This is a genomic window from Paenibacillus sp. FSL R7-277, from assembly GCF_000517965.1.
Classification (GTDB): domain Bacteria; phylum Bacillota; class Bacilli; order Paenibacillales; family Paenibacillaceae; genus Paenibacillus_AQ; species Paenibacillus_AQ silagei.
On the sequence record NZ_ASPX01000004.1, the window covers coordinates 9,962 to 27,091 of the forward strand.

At 49.1% G+C, this 17,130-nt stretch carries 16 protein-coding genes; 1 reads left to right on the top strand and 15 read right to left on the bottom strand.

What is annotated here, in order from left to right; all coding sequences use genetic code 11:
* Window positions 1–8: 8 nt before the first annotated feature.
* The 15 genes from C173_RS32630 to C173_RS01740 form a co-directional block, all read right to left on the bottom strand.
* Window positions 9–5,702 (bottom strand): phage tail-collar fiber domain-containing protein, encoded by a 5,694-nt coding sequence (locus C173_RS32630; RefSeq protein ID WP_051477756.1) that lies wholly within the window; start codon window positions 5,700–5,702, stop codon window positions 9–11.
* A 12-nt stretch (window positions 5,703–5,714) separates the two neighbouring features.
* Complete coding sequence (locus tag C173_RS01675; protein ID WP_036721785.1) at window positions 5,715–6,266, bottom strand: phage tail protein I; 552 nt, start codon at window positions 6,264–6,266, stop codon at window positions 5,715–5,717.
* Window positions 6,259–7,386, bottom strand: a complete 1,128-nt coding sequence (locus tag C173_RS01680; RefSeq protein ID WP_036721788.1) for a baseplate assembly protein — start codon at window positions 7,384–7,386, stop codon at window positions 6,259–6,261. The genes C173_RS01675 and C173_RS01680 overlap by 8 nt, the downstream gene beginning before the upstream one ends.
* 3 nt (window positions 7,387–7,389) lie before the next feature.
* Window positions 7,390–7,719 (bottom strand): lysozyme, encoded by a 330-nt coding sequence (locus C173_RS01685; protein WP_036721791.1) that lies wholly within the window; start codon window positions 7,717–7,719, stop codon window positions 7,390–7,392.
* Complete coding sequence (locus C173_RS01690; RefSeq protein ID WP_235191732.1) at window positions 7,716–8,156, bottom strand: phage tail protein; 441 nt, start codon at window positions 8,154–8,156, stop codon at window positions 7,716–7,718. The genes C173_RS01685 and C173_RS01690 overlap by 4 nt, the downstream gene beginning before the upstream one ends.
* Window positions 8,153–8,569: a phage baseplate assembly protein V gene (locus tag C173_RS01695; RefSeq protein WP_036721793.1), complete on the bottom strand. Its 417-nt coding sequence runs from the start codon at window positions 8,567–8,569 to the stop codon at window positions 8,153–8,155. The genes C173_RS01690 and C173_RS01695 overlap by 4 nt, the downstream gene beginning before the upstream one ends.
* Window positions 8,570–9,601 carry a phage late control D family protein gene (locus C173_RS01700; protein ID WP_036721796.1) on the bottom strand — a complete coding sequence of 344 codons (1,032 nt, stop codon included), beginning with the start codon at window positions 9,599–9,601 and terminating at the stop codon, window positions 8,570–8,572.
* Window positions 9,602–9,606: 5 nt separating this feature from the next.
* Window positions 9,607–9,807 (bottom strand): tail protein X, encoded by a 201-nt coding sequence (locus C173_RS01705; protein ID WP_036721798.1) that lies wholly within the window; start codon window positions 9,805–9,807, stop codon window positions 9,607–9,609.
* Window positions 9,804–12,734 carry a phage tail tape measure protein gene (locus C173_RS01710; protein ID WP_036721800.1) on the bottom strand — a complete coding sequence of 977 codons (2,931 nt, stop codon included), beginning with the start codon at window positions 12,732–12,734 and terminating at the stop codon, window positions 9,804–9,806. The genes C173_RS01705 and C173_RS01710 overlap by 4 nt, the downstream gene beginning before the upstream one ends.
* 149 nt (window positions 12,735–12,883) lie before the next feature.
* A complete protein-coding gene (locus C173_RS01715; RefSeq protein WP_081750971.1) occupies window positions 12,884–13,207 on the bottom strand; it encodes a phage tail assembly protein in 324 nt (107 codons plus the stop codon).
* Between the two features lie 9 nt (window positions 13,208–13,216).
* On the bottom strand, window positions 13,217–13,735 hold the full coding sequence (locus C173_RS01720) for a phage major tail tube protein (RefSeq protein ID WP_036721803.1): 519 nt from the start codon (window positions 13,733–13,735) through the stop codon (window positions 13,217–13,219).
* 14 nt (window positions 13,736–13,749) lie between these two features.
* Window positions 13,750–15,195 (bottom strand): phage tail sheath family protein, encoded by a 1,446-nt coding sequence (locus tag C173_RS01725; RefSeq protein WP_036721805.1) that lies wholly within the window; start codon window positions 15,193–15,195, stop codon window positions 13,750–13,752.
* Between the two features lie 3 nt (window positions 15,196–15,198).
* On the bottom strand, window positions 15,199–15,471 hold the full coding sequence (locus tag C173_RS01730; protein ID WP_036721808.1) for a hypothetical protein: 273 nt from the start codon (window positions 15,469–15,471) through the stop codon (window positions 15,199–15,201).
* A complete protein-coding gene (locus C173_RS01735; protein ID WP_051477758.1) occupies window positions 15,468–15,890 on the bottom strand; it encodes a hypothetical protein in 423 nt (140 codons plus the stop codon). Before C173_RS01735 ends, C173_RS01730 begins: the two co-directional genes overlap by 4 nt.
* Before the next feature lie 97 nt (window positions 15,891–15,987).
* A complete protein-coding gene (locus C173_RS01740) occupies window positions 15,988–16,461 on the bottom strand; it encodes a sigma factor-like helix-turn-helix DNA-binding protein (protein WP_036721921.1) in 474 nt (157 codons plus the stop codon).
* A gap of 252 nt (window positions 16,462–16,713) precedes the next feature.
* On the opposite strand from C173_RS01740, the gene C173_RS34810 reads away from it, so the two are divergent.
* Entirely contained in the window at window positions 16,714–17,112 is a 399-nt protein-coding gene (locus C173_RS34810; protein WP_051477759.1) for a helix-turn-helix domain-containing protein, read from the top strand.
* The last annotated feature ends 18 nt before the right edge of the window (window positions 17,113–17,130 follow it).

Genomic DNA, 17,130 nt, shown 5'->3' on the forward strand with positions numbered 1-17,130 from the left:
ACCTCCTTTTATTTAGCAACAAAAATAAACGGTTGGTGAACATCATCTGCACTTTGACCATCCGGGAATTTAAACCCGACATTACTGCCAGTCCACCATTGTATCCTTACATACCCGGCACCATCTACTCGATATGCCTTTTCGTTTGCTCCGCCGACATTGTATTCATCGTATACAGCCCTATAAACTATCCCGCTAATCTGAAAGTATATAACAACGGCTGTCGCAGGTCCTGTTGAGGTTAGTAGAAAAGCGCCTAATACTGGGCGCCCGTCCCCGTAAGAATCTACTTGCTTTCCTTCTTTCAACGTCCCAACTATTCCATACACCCAGACACCTGCGCGGATATTCCTTGCAATGATATTGCCGTCTGCCCGGGCCTGGGCAGCGCTGACTCTGATTTCGGGTGTTCCCAATCCGCTGTTGTCCTGGTAAACACCTTGTGGTATCCGTACATACATGTAGTTGCCATCCCAGCCAGTTGATGAAGAATCAGTATAAGCGCCTCGGCGTGGGATAGCCCCCTGCATACCAAGGACGTTTTTATCTGCCGGCAAATTTTGCGCTAACAAATCAGGTACAATAACGGATACCCAAGTTGATCCATTGTAGTAACCATCAGGAGGTCTTAAATGAATCATAGCCTCTGGTTGTCCACCGTCCCAAGGTTTCCAGTACGCGGTAGCCAGTGGTGGGATATTGTTATTCTCGGCTGATCTATTGGGCATCGCGCCGTTCACCACACCGGACTCCCTCCCCACGGTATAGCCGGTTAATACCTGGGCTGCTTCGGCAGTTCCATACTCACCCCCTTCACCCTGTAAGATAAAAGCCGTTCCATCATACACCACTGTGTACACTCCGCCCTGCACCAAAGGCGGGTTATTACCGTTTGGCTTTTTAATGGACTTGGCTCCCAGGCCGTTGACGTTGAGCGTAATCGGGCCGGAGGTGGATGACAAGGCCTTAAAGGATAGCCGCTGCCCAGGTGCAAGCGCCGCAATTGGTGGATTTGCTGTGCAGGTGTAATTAGGCGAGCTGCCCGCGAGGGTACCAAGGTAGGACAAAGAACCCTGAACCACTTCGGCCAAGGTTTTTCCTGCAACACGTTCAGCGTTTAATCCCGACCCATTTAAGCTAATGTCGTTAATATACGTATGGTCCGTTGTCGTGTTTAAGGAATCAAATATCTCGGAATTTAGCTTAGTTGACGTCTGATTATTGTAGTAATCTACTGCAAATATACCAAAGTTGGTCGCCCCATTGAACTCCACAAAGGAAAACTCTGCATCTGTAATGTACAAGTCGATGCCGCCATACTTAACACCGTTATATGTGAAGGTGCATGGGCGGAACACCTGCGCTGTCGTGCCTATACGAAACGCAGAATAGTTCATGGTCGTTGTATTATACCGTTTCTCTGCATTCACAAGCGCCGTTACTTGTCCGCTCAGACCGTTACCACGATGCATAGTTAACAACCCATTGCTATAAGAATTGTAGCTTGGATTCGTGTTTGTTAGCTCGCACAACGCTACAACGGATCGGTAGTATGAACTTTTCTGTAGCTGGTTCGTCAATGGTACTCTTCTGGTAATAGACTGTGGTATGATGTTGTCCGGTAAAACAGCGCTGGAGGTTAAACCCGCTATTCCGTTTGCAACATTGTACAGACTGCTGTTTGGGATTGAAGCCCAGGGCTGCCAAACAGTATTAGCTCTTCGTCTGATCCACTCCACTGGCGTACCTGCATCAGTCAGGCTTATTAACCGTTGTACAACATAAGCGGTACCATCGGATGCCCCAGAATGGGTCTGTACCAGTATATGGAACCATTGAGCGGAGCCTCCCGGCGCATTAACAAGATTATTGCCAGTGTAGAAGCCTATGGTAAGGAGCGTATTCAGGTCGGTTCCAGCCGGAATAGTCAGAGCCTTTCCATCATCTTTGGTGAGGCTGTACTTCTGGACCACATCGGGAATGACAGAAAGAGCTATGTCTGCAGAACTGTCTAGCCCGGCATATCCTCCAGCAGCATTCTTAGTACGAGTGGTCTCAATCTCGTACCAAGCCCCGTATAATCCATTGTAATTGCTCCGAACAAACATTCTTGGAGAACTTACTAGATAAGTCGTTAATAGTTGTGTCACCCCGTCTCCAACATTCCTTGAAACCTTCAAGGTGTACGATACTCCCGCAACCTCAGCAGGCATATTTATATGAGTTGCAGCAGATGCATTGCTTGCAGCAAAGTACTCTCCTTCCGGCAGAGTGTTTAAATCCGTGTTATTGGCTAACTGTGACGCCTTCATTCCGGTTTCCTGCCAAGCTCCCCAGCCGCCAGCTTGCCCCCCGCCTCTAGTAAATACTCTCCCTGCTCCGTAAATGGTCAGTCTTTGAATTACATTTGCTGTGCTATCTGCTAATCTGAGTATCTCTAGAATACCTGAACCCGTATAGCCACTAGGCGCATCTGAAGGTGTACTAGGTATATAGTAGTAGCCTGGGGTGCTCAAGCTATTCAACGTCCCTGTATACCTTTTGGCCCATCCTCCACTCTCAGTCAGTTTAAACTTTTGAATGGCGTCTGGCAGCGCTGAAGCGTCCGAAATACCCCTCCACAGATTATCGACTTTGGCCTCGATATAATCATCAGCAAAGTCCTGCCGGTCATTATCCTGCCGCAGCTCCGCGACACTCTGGACCACATCGGAAACCACGCCGCCCAGGCCCGTCCGCCAGGTCGCAGCGGTCTCTGTGACATTGGTAGTCAAAGCGTATTTATCACGGGCTATATAGGTTACGTAGTAGGCCGCTTTTGGGTCGAAATCTTCTGGAGCAAGTGAAGCAACGGCGACATTACTCGGTGTTGTGAACCTCCACTTGTTGTCAATGCCAGCACCTTTATAAATCGCTAACATTTTAGATGATTCTTTGCTTAAACGGGCTGCTCCCCAGTATGTTCCTGGTGGTGTTGCTGATAGAACATAATATCTTCCCGAATCCAACTTAGGAACAACGGATTCACGCTGAATAACCCCAGTCTCCACACTGATCTGATTACCTCCAGGATGCAGGGTAATGCTTCCTTCGGTGTTCGGGACGGAAATCGGAGCTGCCGCTTGTGCCAGAAGATAATCAACAGTGTAGGGATTGAATTCAGGAGCTTGTGTTGTTGGCACCGATGTCACAGCACCGGTATTGCTGGTCGCAGAAATCGGCGTCCAGGTCTTTGTGCCACTTCCATTATAGGGCGTTCCAAAGGTCCCGTTATTCATCTTGTACCCATAGAGATACGCTGCTAATTCTGTACCCGAAGGAGCAAATGAATCTCCCCAGCCGGAATCGGAGACGCTGACACTAAAATATACACTTCCAGCCGCATTGAAAAATGATTGATCTGCTGCATTTATAGGATAAAAGTGTTTTAGCAATGTTCCATCGTACTTGATTACTCTTTCAGTATCAGTCTTGTGAATTGTTGACAGCGCAGTAGTGATTACTTTATAGCCAGTACCAGTAGCATAGACAAACCATGAACGTGTGCCGTTTAGAGATTCTTTTCGCACCCGCTCCACATACATCCACTCATTACCTGCGTTATAAATACTGTCTCGCACATCCCCGATTTGCCCCAGCGTCACCGGAAGGATAACGGTCTGCGACTCCGCTGGTGTAAATGACTCAGGCAAGGAGGTAGCATCCCCAACAACGAGCATCCATTCTTTCCAATTGATCGTTCCACTTGTCAATGTAGATGTGAATTCAACCCTTAGGGAATACGTATCTGACTTTGTAGTTATGGTACGTGGCGTTCCTGCAACAAAAGATACTCCGCCATTTTGAGTAGATTCAGCTTTAATCTCCCATAGGTTACCTCCCGCCCCCATTGTACGAAATGTATATGTGGTATTGGGAAGAACGTCAACATAAATGTTTGATGACTGGTAAGTAGCAGTTGGTGACAGAGTAAAATCATACGGACCGTTTATTTTAGCATTAGCGTGCAACCATGGGGGAATTGCAGGTAACAGGTTCCGTCCTTGCTTAGTCACTGCAATACCCTGTACGTGCTGCCTGCCCGCGACAAACGGATAGTAATCATTAAAATTAGAAGCGTTCACTGTTGTGCCTATCAAGTCATACTCAGACTTCGACACTTCATACATGCGGAATCCAGTTCCAATAGCTGACTGATTAGCCCCACTACCATGTACTTGTAGATGAAGATAAAAGCCAGTTCGTCCATTTAGTTCAGTTGGGCCAACTCTTCCAAAAGAAGTCTGCCAAGAGCCTAATGTGGTTACATAAGCTCCTGCAACAGTGAGACTAGAATTCCCCCCTCCACTGTATTCAAACAGTGCTCGACCTGATGTTGCATCCACTACTTGCACATCTACGGCAAACACATAATATTTGGTTGGATCAATCTTAGGATGCAAAATTTGATAACCAGTCGTTGAACTGCCCACTGTTCCAGTGTAAGTTACCTTGATTGCATCTACACCTTGGTACTTTTTTATAGTGTTTTCTGTAGTGACTAAAGCGTATGCTCCATTTGGAATAAAGCTGACTGTTGTGTTAGCTGCGATATTAGTAAGCGTCCGCCCCTGCACCACCAATTCCAGCTCACTACCGTTCTGATTCGCCGTCACCACCGATGTGCCCGGTCCCAGGGTTTGTGTCAGGTCTACCCGGCCCAATTGGGAAGCATCTGCTTTGGCATTCCAGGCTGACCGCTCTGACGCTGTGATGTGCGCCGTCGTATTGCCTACATGGTTAGTCAGATTAGCCTGAACGGCATTTGCCTTAGTACTTGCATCCGTTGCGGCTGCAGCTTGAGCAACGTCCGCCTTGGCCTGCGCTCCCGCTGTTGTCTCCTTAGCATTCCAAGCCGTCCGATCCGCTGCCGTCAGGTGCCGGGTAGCATCATCCGCATGCGCCTTAGCTGCCTCCAGTGTTGTCGCCGGCGCAGTCCGCCAGGAGGATTTACCGGTAATAGATTTGACTGTGTTTGCGAGCCAACCGAGCAGATTGGTGACGGTGCCGCTGTCTCCTGTTGGCGCTGTCGTATCTGAGATCGTCCGGTTTCCAATAACTGCATCCGTGGCAGTGCCTGCCCCGCCTGCTCCTGCGGTGATCCCGGCCAGCTTATTCTTCTCAGCCGTGGTGTAATCATTAGCAGACAACCCCTTGCCAGATACCTTATCCACCTTGGCGTCAGCAAGAGCGTCCAGTTCGGTCTTCTTCGCAAACACCAGCGACTCATCAATGACTGCGGTAATATTGGCGGCTGTGCCTACCACTACGACACAATCGAACGTTTTCTCGATAATGTCTGATCCGCCGCCTGGCGGAATGTAGTCTGCGGTTACTCCGGCATTAGCGTAGGCGTAGAGAATTTCCCCCGCATCCGGGTCTTGTGCGAAGACTCCTACTTCACGCCAGTAAAATCCTGTAGAGACATCCGCGTTCCGCAGCACCGAACCAATAATCGCCTTATTAGGCGGCTGTGTGGTTATTCGTGTAATCGGCAAACTGATCTTTTGCGAAATCAGGCCATTCATCGCTGGAACAGCTTGTCCTGTAAGTGAACCGTCGCCTACAGCAATGCGGGTATAATTCAACTTGCCCCCCGCTTGGGCTTTCCCCTGCAGCACAAGACCTTTATTGGTCAGTGTCATGCCTCCAAATACTGCCACATGATTCCCTCCCTAAATCTGAATATGTTCCCCGAAATGTAAAAAGCCGCCCATATAAAGAGGCAGCGGCTCCGCTTGCGAAATAGTGACGCTATCCAATACAGCAGACAACCTCTTAACCGCATCGACAGCGGCAATGAATTCCTGAGCCCGTGCAGCAGTCACATCCGCATTGTTGGTGACCACCCGGAAATGATAAGGGTCTCCTCCATATTGCCACCATTCTTCGACTGCCCCTTGGCCAAACAGGATGGCGATCAAATCTTCTACTGCACTGGCAGTCCCTTTGTGTCTGTGAAAAGGAATTGCATTTTGAATCAGCAGCCGCTTCTGTTCCACAGGCAGAGCCGGATCATAATACGGCGGCTTGAATTGCCAGGCCAGTTCATCCGTTTCCTCATCCGTCCATTCAGCGGACCGGCCGAATATATTCAGACCGGCGATCATAGCGGTTGTCTCTTGCAACTGTATATCTAACGCAGCCGCAGCCGCAGCCATGGCAGGGTCCTTACGAATAGGAAGCGGCAGCAGCTCGATCAGGCTTAAAGTTTGGATATTAATCATCTGCCAGCCCCCCGTAAGTCAGTGCCGTTGTGCCTGCCAAAGCCACTTGGGTTGCGGACATGGTTTTATACACGGGCTCTGTTACCGTCACCCTTAGTGCCCCAGCAGCCATAACACGGGATATTAGTTCTGACGGGTTGATATCCCTGCCAAGCTTGGAGCGCTGCCATAGCTGATAAGCAGCAACAGCTGCCGATACTGCCGCCTGGATACCCGGAACCTCAGCAGCCCGGCTGCGGCTAATATAATAGGTCAGCGCAGTATTATAACTGACAGGCTGCGGCGCACTCACGGTTACCTGATCTGTCAGTGGCCGGATTCCCCTGTCCTCCAAAGTCTCGGCAATTGAATTCAGAACATCTTCCCCTGGAATTTCCCCTTCTGCCAGTAAGGGAACCACGGTAACTCGCCCGGGTGCCGGAGAGTAAGCATGAACATCCTTGATTGCCGAGGATGTGGACTTGGCCCAGAATTCATATGCTCCCTGAGGTCCAGCCGTTGAATATGATTCCGGCGCATGGCGTATGCGTTCCTTGAATGCTTCATCTGTCTCAGCAGCAGCGCCGCCAGAGCTGGTGGTCAGATTCGTTACCGACTGGACAAAAGGCAGCGGGTCCATTAGAACATTAATCTGCCCGGGCAAGAACCCGTTCCCTGTTGTCCCCGATTCGGAGCATTTTGCCTTAATCATTCCCGCAGTCTCTCCCGGAGGAATCTCCAAGTACTCCATGGTTATAAAATATATCGAACCCTTCCCGCCCTGTACTCCGACGCGTGTCCCTGCTGGTATCGAGGTTGCTGATGCTAGCGGGATGGATAAAACAAACTGGAGCGTAACGATTGCCGCTGATGCTTCCAATCGCTTCGATCCTTGAAAAGCCCCCATGTGATCCAATAATGTTCCGGAGGCATACCGCAGTAAATTCCCTTTGGCTGTCTGATTGATCAGCACCTTTTGCTGGATAATCACCGCTGCGAGCGAAGACAAAAAAAGCCGCACCGGATCGGCAGGCTGTAGAGTGCGTCCGGCAAGGCCTTCATATACAGTGATGACATTCTGCTGTATGGCTGCTGCATCCTCCTCCGAAAAGCGGATATCCGGTAATTCAGCATATTCCAATTCCTACTCCTCCTCTGCCAGGCTATATTTCAATACAACGGCCAAGCTGCCTGTAAGCTGTTCTTCTATATCCTTGTGAAAAGAAATATCGGCCACGATTGCGCGCGGCTCCTCCTCTGTAATGGCTGTGATGATCGCTGCCGTCAGGCGGGATTCAGCGATGTATGCCGGTTCATCAATAATCGAGTAGTCCAGACCAACTCCACGGGCCAACGGTGCGCTCCCAAGCGGAGTAGCCAGGATCATCCTTATATTCTGAGCCACTTCCTCTGCTACTGTTACCGGGCTAAAATCAATCAGGCTAGGCTGAGTCATATCAATGGTATACATCATTTCACATACTCCTCAAGCGAGATCGTGACCTGTGCGTCCAGCACATTGCCGATGCTATCCAGCCTGTTCCAATCCTGCGACAGACTGCTGATCACCCATAGCCCAACCCCGACATTCTTGCGTCCTATGATTAACGGCATCGCTTTGCCGGCACGGTCCAGCTCGGTAAGCCTGTCAAGCTCTTTGCGCGGATTAAGGCCAAGCGCCGCCGAGAAATGAACCGAGAATGAAACCGAATCTGCGCCCGGTCCCAGAAATTCCTTCTTGGGCTTCTTGCCGATAATGTCATGCTGCGCCCACCGGCTGGAGCTGCTGCGTTTGAATTCATCTATGGTACGAATGGCGCCTTCCGCAACGACAAAGACCACCGGGCCTAGACTGCCAATTTTATTCATCTTATAATCTTGCTTCTGGTCATTACTGCCCTTATTGCTCATCCGGTTCTGCCTCCTCCATCATGAACTGAGCTAGCAGACAGCTTGCCGGTAACCGTCAAGTCTCCCTCGATCAGCACCCCGCCGGTTGCCTTAACATTCAGCTTCTGGGCTGTTCGGTCATAATAGACATAGCTGCCATCCTCAAACCATACTCCCCGCTGATCCTGGGTGCCGGAAGGCTGACCGTCATCCGCAAAGTAGGTTCCCAAACAGATGCCAGCGGAACGCGCATGATTCAAAAAAGCGCACACGACCCGCTCTCCCGGCAACGGTACTGCATTGCCTTTTCCCCAGCCGCCCGGTGTTAGAACCGGTAACTCGCCGGAAACCATATCATCACGGTCTGCAAAAGTAACCCTGACACTTCCGGCTGCCAGATTAGCTGTAGATACCCTGCCAATAAGTATCACCATTCACCACCCCAATACTTTACGAATGTCCAGACTGGTTGTATATCCGCTGCTTCCAATTGAGTGCCTTGCCGATTCAATAATGTATTTACCGTCGAACCGCTTCCAGCCTTTGATATTAATCGTGAGTCCTGCGGCCATCCTTAGATCTCCCATAAGTGAGAGAGTACCTTTGCCGCCCTCTTTATTCTTTTCCCGGAGCCTTTTACGGGCCAGCCGCATAGCATCTGCTTGCGAGTCGACCTGTTCATTAATCTTAAGAATTGGACCGCTCTTAGGCGCGCCTTGAGGGGTATACGTGGCCTTCAAGGACTCTTTGCCCTGAGAGGGAGTATACGTCACAGTACATGCCCGATAAGCTGCATAGGCCGTATTGTAAGCGAAGCTGTAATCCGTCACATTAGTCTCCCCCCGCACGATCGTGGCCACCGCTGCTTTTTGTTCATATTCCTGTTCATCAAAAAGCACCAGGCTTCCAGAAGATACTTTAATCGCGATACCTTCTTGCGTAGCTGTGTTCAGCAAAAAGGCCAAGTCCGACACCTCCGACTGCTCCAGCCGATCATAAGAGGGGTTGTCCTGTGCCTCGTAGATTAATTTGAGCTTCGCGCGTTTGGCCACTTGGGCGGCTACTGTTTTCAGATTGGTTTTCTCCCAGCTGCGTGAGCTGCGCTGCATCCGAACCTCGGAGGTAACAGGAAGCGAGACCGCCTTAATGGAGATCGTATCAGGAGGGCCGCTAAAATCAATACTGTCTACCTCAAAGGTGCCCAGCGGCAGCTTCTTGACTTCACCCGGCTTGTCCCAGTTGACCGTGCGGATGGCAGCAATCAGTTGATCGCCTTCAACTGGTGACCAAGGCCCCTGCCAATTGCGCTCCCTATCCTCAAGCGTAACTGTAAGATCATCTAATGAACCCGAGGCAGCATCATTATACTGAAAGTCTGTCAGCGATCTAGTGATATCCTGAGTAACGTCCTTTCCGTTATAGCGCAGCTCGAGTACCGCTCTGCGTGCATCCTGCATGAGTTCCATATGCTTCACTCCCTTCGCCAGGGAGGCAGTGAACTGGATATGTCTGTGGGCAGCTCCGGTACATTTAGTACAATATTGCCTGAGAATACACTGACCGCAGCATGTGCCGGATTAGCATTCAGGAGCAGCGTCAGGAAACGGGCATCTCCATAGATTTTAAAAGCAATCCCATCCCACATATCGCCTTGTACCGTTCTATAGATCATTGGAAGCTCACCCGCCTCTGTTGCACTAGCATCGACTTGAACCGGCGTTCGAATCCGTCCTCAGACTGCCTTAAAGCCTCCCGTACCTGTTCAGCTACAGATTTATCGCCACCCTGAAGGGTTACACTAGGCGCCCAGGTTACATGGATATCCCCATTGTTAACAGAATTATTATTATACCCCATTAAATCATTTGCCTTCTCAAGCAAAGACCTCGACCGGGGCTTGCGGTTTAAGGGAATAGCAATTTCAGGGCCAGCCTCACCAAAAATAGAGGGCACGTATGCGATACCGCCTTCAGCGTATTCTGCAATGCTTGGCCCACCATAGAGCGGGTGGTATGGTTTCACTTTCGGTTTGACACCTTCTTTGCCTTCTCCCCCTGGAACTCCAGTAGCATTCGGAACTTTCCCTATCTGCTCCCAAATAAGCTGCAAATTCACTTTCATTTCAGCAGGCAGCTTATCAAGCGCAGCGTTAAGAAGCATCACCTTATCCAGAGCCTGCCTAAATCGATCTTGTTCAGCAACAGACATATCCTTGTACTTGGCTGCTTGCTCTTGCAAGGTACCACCAAGATCAAGTTCAATTATTTTTTTCTGAGTATTATAATAATTGACCAGACCATCTTCTGCCTCTTTCCTATCACTATCTGTTTTCTTAAGTTGGTTGTTCTTCTTATTAATGGATTCCTCCATTTTAAAATAGTCATCTTCAAAGTGATCTATTATTGTATAATCTTTCCCAGTCACTTGGCTTGCTTTTTTAGAAAAAGCTAAAAACTTCTCGCCTTTTTGATTAGGATCGAGATCACTATATTCTATTTCGTTGTACTCCTCCATAAGCACGACGTAGTCCCTATACTTTACCTTCATCTCCTCATAGGCGGCACTTTGATCTTTAAGATTCTGAGTCAGCTCTGAATAATTATTCTCCAATTCAGGCAATTTGGCTTGTGCAGTAAGGGCCTCATGTTCTAGTTCACGACGTCCCATTTCTTCTCGGGCTTTGGCAATATCTCCGACAAGACCCATCTGTTCTCGGAATTTATCATTCTTGGAGCCTTCAGCAGACAAAATATTAGGATTCATATCGATAAGTGTTTGCTCTACATCCTTCAGTTTTCGTCTGGCTTCTAACAATTCATCAGCTGGAGTTCTTGCATCCTTAATCTTCCCTGTCAATCGGTCATGCTCAGTGATTAGATTCTGGGTTTTGGAATTAGCCTCCTCAATCGCTGAATAATTAGCATAGGATTCACCCAGCACATCCCCCATATTCAAAAGCTCCTGGCGCGCATCCTCCTGATGCTTTTTGAAGGCGATGACACCGGCCGTGACCAGTCCGACACCGGCAACAGCGAGACCTACGGGATTCGTCAGCAATCCCAGTGCACCTGCAAATCCTCCAGCCGCTCCGCTGGCCGCGCTGGCCGCCTTAATGATCGTGGAGAACCCCTGAACAATCTTCACTGTTTTTGTGGCCAGCATCGCAGCAGGAACAGCGAGACCGATGACCATCAGCACTTCTTTGTTGTCTGACGCCCAACTGGTCAACCCCTGAAGTGCAGGCATCACGCTCTCTCCCAGAGGAACCACAAGACCGGACATCAACTCCCGCCCTATGGCTGCAAACTGCTCGGTTAGCGTATTATCCTTAATCGCAGACACTTCATCCATCGTCTGCCGGGTCATATCAAACTGATGCCGAGTCTGGCCCAGCGACAACACCGCTTTGTTACCTATCTCCTCAAACTGAGACCCGAATATAGCGCTGGCCAGGGCCGCTTGATGAACCGGATCTTTAATTGCTTTTAGTTTCGCAATCAACTGATTCATGGCATCCTTACCGGTCATAGACCCGTCTGCCAGCCCCTTGAAGATTTCATCCCCATTGCCCATTGTCTTGCGCAGTTGAAGCATGGCCTTGCTCGCCGAATCTCCGCCCGCCTTCAAATCCTTGACCAGGGCAACAGCTCCATTCTTCCCGGCCACTTTCACCAATTCGCCGAATTCCTTCGACTTCGTTCCGCCACTTACAAGCGCAGCACTGAATTGATTCAGCTGCTCAGGTGCAAACAGCTCATAGACAGCGGCCTTTGTGGAATCCGAACCCTCTTTTACGGTGGAGCTGAATTTCTTCACAAGCCCGGCAAGACCCTCAAGGGAATTCCCCCCATTGTCCATGCCAGAGCTTAATAATTCAAACATCTCGTCAGCAGAATATCCCATCTTCTTGAAGTCAGCGCTGTACTTCTCTACGGCACTTAGAAGCCCGCCGGATGTGTTCATGCCCTTCTGCGCACCTTGGGCCATCAGATTATAGGCCTGCTCTGAAGAGATGCCGAACTTTTGCATCATCGCGTCAACGGCTTGTACTGAGTCTGATATATCCCCCTTAAAAACATCGCGATACGTCATAGCCGTCTGGGTGGTCTTCTCCAGCTCATCTCCGGTTTGGCCCAGAACTTGCTGTACCGTTCCAACCGCCTCACCGATATCTTCGAAGTTTTTACCGTAATTCTGACTGTACAGGCTATCGGAGATTTCTTTCATTCCGCTCATCTCAGCGGCGGTTAATCCGGTTGATGCCTGAAGCTGCGCCATTGCCCCGGCAGAATCATTTACAGCCGTCCAGACGGCTTTTAGGGGTTCAACCGCTTTAGTCAGCATGGAGAAATCCACTTTTTCGAAAGCAGCCTTAAGTTTGTCACCAAGTTGTTCGGCTTCGTCGCCAGCGTCCTCAGCATCTCCGCGCAGTTGATCGAAGTAGCCTGCCCTGGCCAGCCCCTTAAGCACGTCTTCCAAATCCTTAATTTGCTGTTCCACTTCCTCAACAGAGCGGGGAACATTTGGATTCACCAATACATTCAACCGGACAATAAGCTCACTGATGCTGCTTGGATTGCCTGAACCTGAACCTGCCATAAGTTACCTCCCTTCTTTAATTCTCGCCACCCGCTCTGCCCAATCCCCCAGTTCCTCAACAGGCAGGCCGAGAAAATAGGAGATTGGAGTATGGGTAAGCATGGCCAAAGAGACGGCGATGTCTTTGATCCCATCGCCGTCTCCGCAGCCTACAGCAGCAAAAAACTTTGTGCCTGTAAGGTCAGTTTTGTGAAATCCTTAGCAGGCAGAGCTTTAATCAGCCCCACATGAACACCAGCAGCCCTGGCCACAATATAAGCCTGATAAGCTTTATTGGTCTCTTTAATCAATTCCCCGCCAGATTGACGGGCAGATTCCATCTGATATTGCCGGTCACAGGTAAGGATGTCCTCACCGGTTAACTTGTCAAAATCAATACTCAGGCTTTCAAACGTATCGCCCTCAAAGTTGACGGGCCGGGCGAAAGTGTATACTTCCGCTCCGGTCTCCTCCAGTTCTTTTGTTCCCATCATGCTCTCTCCTTATAGACCAAGATTCTGTTTAGTAGCCGCAAGGTAATCCACTTCGTATACTTTATGAATGTAGTTATACTTATCAATTTCCAGTACCTGAACACCATCCAGGGTGACCTTCAGATAGTTAACCGAGAAGTTGTTGGTAGTATCCATTGCTGCTCCAGTCTCCAGATTACCGAGTGTCAAGCCGAGCGGTCTCGCCCGAACAGTAACCTTGAACGGCACCTCGCGGTATTCGCTTGTCGCAGTATCGAATGTCTGAATGGAAGCACGCAGATCCAACGTGTGGACCTTGGGTGCCAGTAGAGTGGCTGCTGCATTCTCAATCGTACGCCATTTAAGCGCCAGACTCATCGCTCCCGTATACCCTGGAGAAGGCGCCGCCATTTCTCCGGCAATCCCGCCCCCTTTGATGGTATCTACCAGGTACGTAATTTCCGGCAGAGTCGCGGTTGCTGTTCCCAAGTAATCGACGGCATTCAAGTACACTGAATAATCAATAACCCGTTCTGATCTTTTTGGCATTATTGCTCCTCCTTCTACGCTACCAGCGCAGCTAAATATGTTGTGTCGTATTCAAGCAGGAAGGAAATCTCCTGTGCTGGTCCAGGCGGGGTAAGATGCAGATGGAATGTAATTTTACCGGCCATCAGATCTGTCACCGGATTCTCGGCTTCATTGAAGTCTACCCGTCCGCCCAGCAGTGCTCCTGATGCCGTCAGGCCATTCAGCCAAATGTTAACGGAATCCGTAACCGCAGCAACCAGTCGCTTGTTCATCGGATCATCCACCTTCTGCATGTAAGTCAGAATGAGACTGTTTCCGATCCAATTGAACATCCGGCGGACCGGAATAAAGCTATCTTTAGGATCGGTTACGCCCGGATACGCAGCGGTGTTGTTCCCCCAGCTCTTCCAGCCGCTTGTTCCCAAATTAAGTGCTGTTACAATGCCTGCACTATTCAGGAAGCTGGCCTGATCAATTCCGAGGAATTGGCTTGTCCCATCGGATAGTGCAGTGCCATCCGCTTGCAGAGGCTTATTTGAAGGCGATACAAAAGGGATACCGCCATTATCGGCATCCGCCGCAGCAATAAGGCCGGCAAGCTGAGTGGAAAAATGATATTTTTTATCCCCAAGCGTCAGCATCGGGTAAGCAGCAACTTGCAGAGCACCCGTATAGCTATTGTTAGCTTTCCAAGTACCGGCCTCTGTATAAGATCGGGATGGATCAATATCCGTCAGGGCAATCGCTTTGAAATTCCCGTTAATATTTCCGGCCTTCGCCTTCATCACTGCGGCAACTGCAGGCAAATGCGACCAGCCCGGGGCCAGCAGTAGATCCGGAAGGATCCCGAAACGCGGGTAAGCCTGATGAATCAGTTCAAAACCAGTGTATTCACCCGAAGCGGTTACGCCTCCAATGATATCCTCAGCTTCTACAGCACCGGGATTCAGTTTGTCATATCCCACAGATAGCTGATCTGCACTTGCTGCAATGGCTCCAGAAGACTTCGTTGTAATCAATACATGACCATTCTCATCAAAAGCAGCTGTGTAATCCGTACCGGACACATAAGTGGAAGTGCCATCTGAAGATTTAACAACCAGCGTTGACAGCAGCACGCCTTCGGTCTGCACGGTTGCCAGCCGGTTACTGACTGCCACCGTTTCAGGAGCAACCGTTGTCTTATGGATAGCCGGGTCAAGCACATTGACCAGGATCATTGGAGCTCTCTCGTACAAGGCAAAATGAGAATATACTAACTCACTCAGCGTGTATTTTGACCAGTCTTCACTATATCCTAGAGCCGCAACGGCTTCCGCGTAGTTATTCACAAGCACGGGAGTATTAACGGGTACAGCCTTCGTCGCCAGATGGAGCGGAGCCGTACCTACTGCAAAAGGAATACCGCTTGTTGCTTTTGCCGGAGCCAGAACCGAAGTTGATTGTTCAATAATGCTTACACCATGTTTAAATGCCATTGATTAGTTCCCCTTCCCTAGAAGCCTTTGATAGACTGTATATTCAGCGGTACCCGCTTGAAGGATGCGCTCCTGCACTTCCGTCATTTCATCAACAGGTACAATCAGTTCTGCCACATCCGGCTGTTCAGCCATTAACGGCGTTAAATAAGATGGAATACCTGAACGGAATACGGTGGATTGCAGCAGTTGACCGCCACGCAGGTTAGGCCCCAGATAAATCCGGATCGTCTCCCGCTGGGTTTGTTTCTGGTCTTCATTTTCAATAGAATTCACAATACTACCTCCTGTCGAATTTGGGGCAATGCCCAGGTTGTTGTAAGTTCGCCCCTCCAGACTGCTGAAGGGTGCTCTTCGTCAAGCTTCCATGTCCAACTGGCCTCCAAACTGAATTTCTGTTCAAGAACTCTCTGGCGCAATAGCAGGATACGTACCCGCTCCATCAGATTAAGCAGCTCAACCAGGCCTGTGTCATCTTCAGAATAAGTACCAAATTGAAGCTTCATTTGAATTTGCCCTTGGCCAGAATCTCCTTCACCCTCAGCAGGCCGAATCATAATTACCGGATATACCGGATTTACGCTTGTATTCGGTGAAAGATATCCAAGCTGCACTGGGGGCACGGGCTGCGTATCATCAGCCAACTCCTTTTGCAGAAACTTTTGAATGGCCAAAATTAATAATGTGATGGTCACTGTCGCCCTCCTTATTTACGTTAGTTAACCTCCCTTCTATTTATTAGGGGCTTTCACTAGACAAACCCATTTAATTATTTATAATAAGCTCACTTTGTTAGATAAGGGACCTATACTCCTCCATTACGGAGCTGATCTTTTTTTGTGCCCGCTGGATGTACTCACTTACACTGCCTGCCGAAATCATGAGCATTCCAGCAATAGCAACATGCGAGAATCCTTCACCGTTAGCCAGCATATAGCACTCCCGCTCCCTTCTGCTTAACAGCCCCAATACATATTCCAATTGAAAACATTGATCCTCAGTGAGTCCTTCAGAAGGAACTGCATTGAACCCGGCGGTAAAGTTCTGCATACGAACCGGCTCTAACAGAATTTCCCGCTCATATCCCGCACGCCGTTCAATCCCCCGCTTGTTCCCCGGCCGCCGGCCGCTGCTCAGCCACTCAATCACATACTTGCAGTCACTGACCATTCCGGCGATTACCTTCTTATCATCCGCATCTGCATTTCTGTATAATTGCTCTACACTCTTTAAAGAAATTTGATATTCCGGAAGCAGTTTTTGCACAAAATTCGAATCCAGAAGTTCCAAATCCTCCTGCTCTATACACCACATGTTTACTCCCCCCTTATCGAAAATAGATTTAAATATACTCAATTTCGTATTTTTAAATCATAATATGCTCAATTACGCATTATGTCAAGCCTTGTACCCGAAATAATACGAAAATGCATATTTACATTTGAATTCAAACCTTTTACAATAAACTTAAGAATACGAAATAGCGTATACACTGATGGATTTTGAGGAGGACTGCGTGTGCAACGGGCTGAAGTCTTAAAGCGATTAATCGAGGAAACCGGCCTGAACACCAAGGCTTTTTCAGAAAAGGCAGGAATTCCTTATACTACGCTGAGGTCTATTCTAATGCGAGGTGTCGGAGGAGCTTCTGTTGATAATGTTCTTAAGGTTTGCCGTGCTTTAGGGATCACTACCGAAGAAATGGATCGTCTGGCCAATGGAGGCGCAGAAGACACTTCGTCTTCATCATTATCTGAGTTGTCTGAATTTGAAGCTTTTTTAAACAATCCGGAGCATGGGCTATTTTTCAAGGATTACCTGGATGCACCCGAGGAGCGTAAACGCGAAATGTTAACCTTCTGGCAATTCATCAAAGACCAAGAAAAGAAAAAAGCCAATTCTTCAGACACCAATTAAAAAGTAGTACAAATCGTG